General features: G+C 41.3%; 5 protein-coding genes. All 5 read left to right on the forward strand.

From position 1 onward, the window contains the following. The coding region (locus tag AC3LHT_RS04410; protein ID WP_488662093.1) for a radical SAM protein at window positions 1-696 on the forward strand (696 nt) is incomplete at its 5' end. A 120-nt stretch (window positions 697-816) separates the two neighbouring features. Continuing rightward, complete coding sequence (locus AC3LHT_RS04415) at window positions 817-2,010, forward strand: YgeY family selenium metabolism-linked hydrolase (protein WP_488662094.1); 1,194 nt, start codon at window positions 817-819, stop codon at window positions 2,008-2,010. A gap of 19 nt (window positions 2,011-2,029) precedes the next feature. Next, a complete protein-coding gene (locus tag AC3LHT_RS04420; RefSeq protein ID WP_290645691.1) occupies window positions 2,030-3,019 on the forward strand; it encodes an ornithine carbamoyltransferase in 990 nt (329 codons plus the stop codon). Beyond that, window positions 3,016-4,380: a dihydroorotase gene (locus AC3LHT_RS04425; protein ID WP_488662095.1), complete on the forward strand. Its 1,365-nt coding sequence runs from the start codon at window positions 3,016-3,018 to the stop codon at window positions 4,378-4,380. Before AC3LHT_RS04420 ends, AC3LHT_RS04425 begins: the two co-directional genes overlap by 4 nt. After that, window positions 4,373-5,680, forward strand: a complete 1,308-nt coding sequence (gene ssnA / locus AC3LHT_RS04430) for a putative aminohydrolase SsnA (protein ID WP_488662096.1) — start codon at window positions 4,373-4,375, stop codon at window positions 5,678-5,680. The genes AC3LHT_RS04425 and ssnA overlap by 8 nt, the downstream gene beginning before the upstream one ends. Window positions 5,681-5,717: the final 37 nt, after the last annotated feature.

Here is a 5,717-nt window from a genome sequence, read left to right on the forward strand (position 1 = left end):
AGATTTGGAGGATTGAAAATTCCCTCAAGAAAATTCAAAATCCAATTTGCACGAATGGGTGAACCTGCATTGAATGATGAAGTTCTAGAAGTTTTGAAAAAACTCCCTCACAGATATGAGGCGCCCGGATTACTTCCATCACTTTCCACAGTTGCTCCCGCTGGGAGAGAAGTTTTTTTTGAAGAGCTAATCAACATCAAGAACGAATACTTCGCAGGCCGGTTTCAGCTTCAATTTTCAATCCATTCAACAGATTATCACCAGCGCGAAACTATAATTCCGGTTAAAAAGTGGGGTTTTAAGGATATAGCTGCTTATGGAGAGAAATTTTACCGTGATGGAGATAGAAAAATTACACTGAATTTTGCTCTTGGTAAAGAAAATATAGTCGAAGCCGACAAACTTCACGCATTTTTTGATCCTGATAAATTTTTGATTAAAATCACCCCTATAAATCCTACATATCGAGCAATTGGAAATAAAATTGAATCTGCAGTTGATCCAAAAGGAAAAGCACTTCCATATCATTCAGGCCTTATTGAAAAACTCGAAGAACTTGGTTACCAGGTGATTTTAAGTATTGGTGAGCTAGAAGAAAATAAAATTGGCAGCAATTGTGGACAATTTGTTCAAAGACACTTGAATAGTCCGCTAAAAATCGCAGAAGCTTACAAATACGAATCAATACGAAAATAAAAGTTTGTCACGGTTGAGAAGTCCCCGATTATTTTATATTAGCCTCATATCTGTTTTGGCTTTTTGCATTAAAAAAGTATAATTTAGATAAATTAGTATTCAAAAGAAAGGACTGATTCAATGAATGAAAAAATCTTAAAGGCAGCAGAGAAATACCGTGACGAACTTACAGAATTCATGAGAGATTTAGTAAAGACGAAAAGTTATTCCACTGAGGAAAGGGAAGTGATTCAGAGAATCAAGCACGAAATGGAAAAGGTGGGCTTTGACGAAATCATCATCGATGGCATGGGTAACATTCTGGGTAGAGTCGGAAGCGGGAAAAAGATCATTGCTATGGACGCCCATATCGATACTGTTGAAGTGGGAAATCCGGAAATATGGGAAGTAGATCCCTTTGAAGCAGTCGTCAAGAATGGAGTAATCTATGGTCGCGGGGCAAGTGATCAGAAAGCTGGCATGGCTTCCATGGTATATGGCGTAAAGTTGATGAAAGAACTCGGTTTAATGGGAGATTTTACTCTCTATGTTACTGGAACTGTAATGGAAGAAGACTGTGATGGGCTTTGCTGGCAATACATAATAAATGAGGAAGGCCTTAAGCCTGATTATGTGGTGATTACAGAACCAACGAATCTTAACATATATCGTGGACATAGGGGCAGAATCGAGCTCCAGATAAAAACCACCGGTATGTCATGCCATGCTTCAGCTCCAGAACGAGGGGTAAACGCGATTTATAAAATGAGCCGAATTATACAGGAAATTGAGAAATTAAACGATAGGCTTAGGAAAGATCCTTTCCTTGGGAAAGGTACTGTTGCCGTTACACAGATATTCTTCAAATCGCCTTCTCATAATGCGGTTCCCGACGAATGTACCATTCAGCTTGATAGAAGGCTAACCAAAGGTGAAACACGTGAAGTTGTTATCTCAGAACTGGAAAACGTCATAAAGCGTGCTGGTGAAGAAGCGGAGATCGTTGAGCTCGAGTATAGAAGGACTTCTTACACCGGGCTTGAATACCCAACCAAAAAGTATTTCCCAACGTGGGTGATGGACGAGGACCATGAAATCGTGCGAAAATCAGTTGAAGCTTACCGGACAGTTTTCGGAGAGGAACCGGTTGTCGATAAATGGACTTTTTCAACTAATGGCGTTGCTACAGCCGGAATGTTTGGTATCCCAACAATAGGCTTCGGCCCCGGGAATGAAATACACGCACATAGTCCAAGCGATCAAGTTTCTATTGATCACCTGGTCAAGGCTGCTGCAATGTACGCTTATCTTCCATTAAAATTATCTCAGGATTAATGATTAAGGAGGGGTTGTAATGGGTAGTATGCTTAGAGGACGACATTTTATCACGACACAGGAATTTGCAAAAGATGAAATTGATTTGATGTTAGAACTTTCTTCTGATCTAAAGCGCAAATTTGCTGTTGGGGAACTTACCCCATGGCTTCTCTATAAGACGGTATTCATGATTTTCTTTGATGAATCTACGCGCACGAGAAACTCTATTGAAGCAGGAATAACACAACTTGGCGGGCATGCCCACTTTTTGAACCCTAAGGTTATGCAAACCGCTCATGGTGAGGTTGCGCGTGATACCGCGATGATACTTTCGAGATATGGGCACGCCATAGCCGTAAGGCATTGTGCCTACAAAATAGGGAACGCTTATTTAAGGGAACTCGCCAAACACTCTTCTGTCCCTATACTCAACTTACAAGATGATTACTATCATCCAATGCAAGTGCTCGCCGACATTATGACTATTCGGGAGAAATTTGGGCAGAATACCCGCGGGCTTAAAGTAGGCATCAGCTGGGCATACGCCGAGAGCCATTTAAAGCCCCTCTCAGTACCACAGTCCCAGATCCTGCTTTTCCCAAGATATGGGCTTGACGTTACATTGGCATATCCCAAAGGCTTCGATTTAATGCCTGATATTGTCGAGCAGGCTAAGAAAAACGCCGAAGAAAATGGAACGAAATTCGAGATTTCGCATGATATGAACGCCGCGTTCGAAGATGCTGATATTGTCATTCCAAAATCCTGGGGCGGATTCTTTGTTTCAGATAACCCCGAAGAAATCATGGCAGAAACGCGAAAACACAAAGACTGGATATGTACGCCAGAGCGCATGAAGCTGGCCAAGAAACACGCCATATATATGCATGCCCTGCCGGCAGATAGAGGCAGAGAGGTTGTTGATGAAGTAATTGACGGTCCACAATCAGTTGTTATCGATGAAGCTGAGAACAGGCTACATACAGCAAAAGCGGTCATGGCATTAACTATGGGAGGAAGACCGTGAGCTACGAGCTCGCTTTGATTGGTGGAAAACTTTGTGATGGCTTTAACATAAGAAATGGAAACATCTATATTTCCGAAGAGAAAATAAAAGCCATTACACCTTGTGATGTAATTCTGGAAGCCAGACAGTCTTATGACTGCTCTGGTTTTTTTGTTTTTCCGGGATTTATTGACCCACATGTGCATTTGAATCTCGATTTAGGTAAATATATTTCTTCAGATAATTATGAAACGGCCTCAGATGCCGCATTGAGTGATGGTGTCACAACATTTTTTGATTTCACTGAACCTGTCCGCTTTAAAGAGGACTTTGAGAAAGTCCTTGAAGATAAGTTCCTGCAGGCGAAAAAATCGAAAGTCGACTATGGACTGCATTTTACTCTTGGAGAAAATCAAGGGTTCAATGCTGAGGAAATAGCGAGCTTCACCATTGACCATGGCATTCCATCAGTCAAAATATTCACAGCTTATGGAGATAGCAAAAGACGAACAGACAGAGGCTTTATGTATGAATTATTCAGACTGTCTTCAAAAAAGGGATTTGTGGTGTTAGTGCATTCTGAAGATGACGAACTGATAAGAAACAATATGAGACATATTCCAGCAATTATTGATAACCTTTCCCGGATCAGATCAACTGAAAGCGAATTGGTTGCTGTACTTGATGTGCTTCTGCTCGCGCAGTTGGGCAAAGGTCAAGTTTATATTGTTCACCTCTCAAGTGGAAAAACGCTTGAAGAGCTGCACAAATTAAAAAATAGCTGGAGCGATAATGTTGTCATCGAAACCTGCCCGCAGTATCTGTTGTTGGACAACTCCAGGTTAAAAGGAGAAGAAAATTATCTCTTCAGCTTCTGTCCACCATTGAGAAGTGAAGGGGAAAGGGATAAGCTCCTCGAATTCCTCAAAAAAGGGAGAGTTCAAACGATAGGAACAGATCACTGCCCTTTCAGCATTAGTGAAAAAATTGAAAACGCGCCAGATTTAAATTCGATTCCCTATGGTTTACCTACTTTGGGTTTTACATTCTCCCTTATGAGAAGCCTGATTTCTGATCCACTTTTGCTTGCCAGATTACTTAGCGTAAATCCTGCGAAATATCTCGGTCTGTTTCCCGAGAAGGGGTCTTTGATACCTGGAACTGATGCTGATCTTGTTGTAATAGACATGGATAAAGAATGGACAATAGGTACTCCTATTTTCGGAAAAGCAGAATATTCGCCATATCATGGTCTTGCAGTAAAAGGCAAAATTGCAATGACGTTTCTCAGAGGAGAGCTTGCATACAACGGAAAAGAGATAACACTTGCCTCTGGAGCAGGGCGTTTTATAAAGAGAAATCCCATTCACTGGGGTGATTGAATTGTTAGTAAAGAATGTTTCGATTTTTACAGGGAAAGATTATATTAATCATGGTTACGTGACCATCAAGGAGAATAATTTCACCTATGTTGGTGATGTGGAACCTGAAAGAGAAGACGATGAGGTTATAGATGGTGGTGGAAGGCTTCTCATGCCGGGATTTGTTAATGCCCATACTCATATCTATTCGACTTTTGCTAGGGGACTAATGCTTGATTATTTCAACCCTTCTTCTTTCACCGAGCTATTGGAACAATTATGGTGGCGGCTTGATAGAAAATTGGGTTTGCCGGAAATCGAGTTGAGTGCGTACATAGCGGCTGTTGAATCTGCCGAATCAGGGGTTACATCTATCATTGATCATCATTCTTCACCTACGGAGATTATAGGTTCTCTCAATACCTTATCAAGAGCCGTTAATGATGTTGGATTGCGGATTGACACGTGTTATGAAGTGTCAGACCGCGATGGAAAAAGAGCCGTTGCTGAGGGTATTTCTGAAAATGTTGATTTTTTCAGTAGAAGAAACGAATTCAAAGGCGCGCATTTTGGGCTCCATGCAGCATTTACCCTCAGTGAAGAAACTCTGAAAAGAATTTCAAAAGAATCTGACGGGAAAATCCCCATTCATGTACATGTGGCCGAGGGACCAGAAGACGAGGAAAGCAGTCTCTCAAGATACGGAAAACGGATAATGCAGCGTTTTTATGAACATGGTTTAATGGCTCCGGGGTCTATTTATGCTCATTGCATACATGTTGACGAAATCGAACTCGATCTCATTAAGGGTACTGATGGTTTTATCGTTGTAAATGCGCAATCAAATATGAATAATGGGGTTGGCATTTCATACTGGCCAGAATTTGTAAAACGAGGTGTAAAAGTAGGTGTGGGCAACGACGGATTCGGCTTCAATATCGCCAAAGATCTTCGTTTTTTCTTGCTTGCACCTCACCACGCTAAAAGAGATCCAAAAGTGACGAGTTCACAAGACTTGCTAAAAACATTCTTCAAAACGAATGCTGAAATAGCATCACGTTCTTTTGCGAAAAAGTTGGGATTCATAGAGCCCGGGTACAGGGCCGATTTTATCATTGTGGATTATGATTCTCCTACCCCAATAACCCAGGAGAATTTTTGCAGTCATTTTTTCTACGGTATTATCGACAACCTGAAAATAGTCGATGTCTATGTTTCAGGCAAACCTGTGGTAAAACACGGGAAGAATATAACTATCGACAAAAAAGCGCTCTATAGCGAAGCAAGAAAAATAGCCAGCGCATTGTGGAAAAGGCTTTGAAAGGAATTGAAGGGGTGAGGGAGGCGAATGTGAACCT

The organism is Kosmotoga sp., from assembly GCF_982836095.1.

What these genes read in the sequence shown, in the direction of transcription:
- AC3LHT_RS04415 (WP_488662094.1), top strand. Translation starts at nt 817, where the DNA reads ATGAATGAAAAAATCTTAAAGGCAGCAGAGAAATACCGTGACGAACTT.
- AC3LHT_RS04420 (WP_290645691.1), top strand. Translation starts at nt 2,030, where the DNA reads ATGGGTAGTATGCTTAGAGGACGACATTTTATCACGACACAGGAATTT.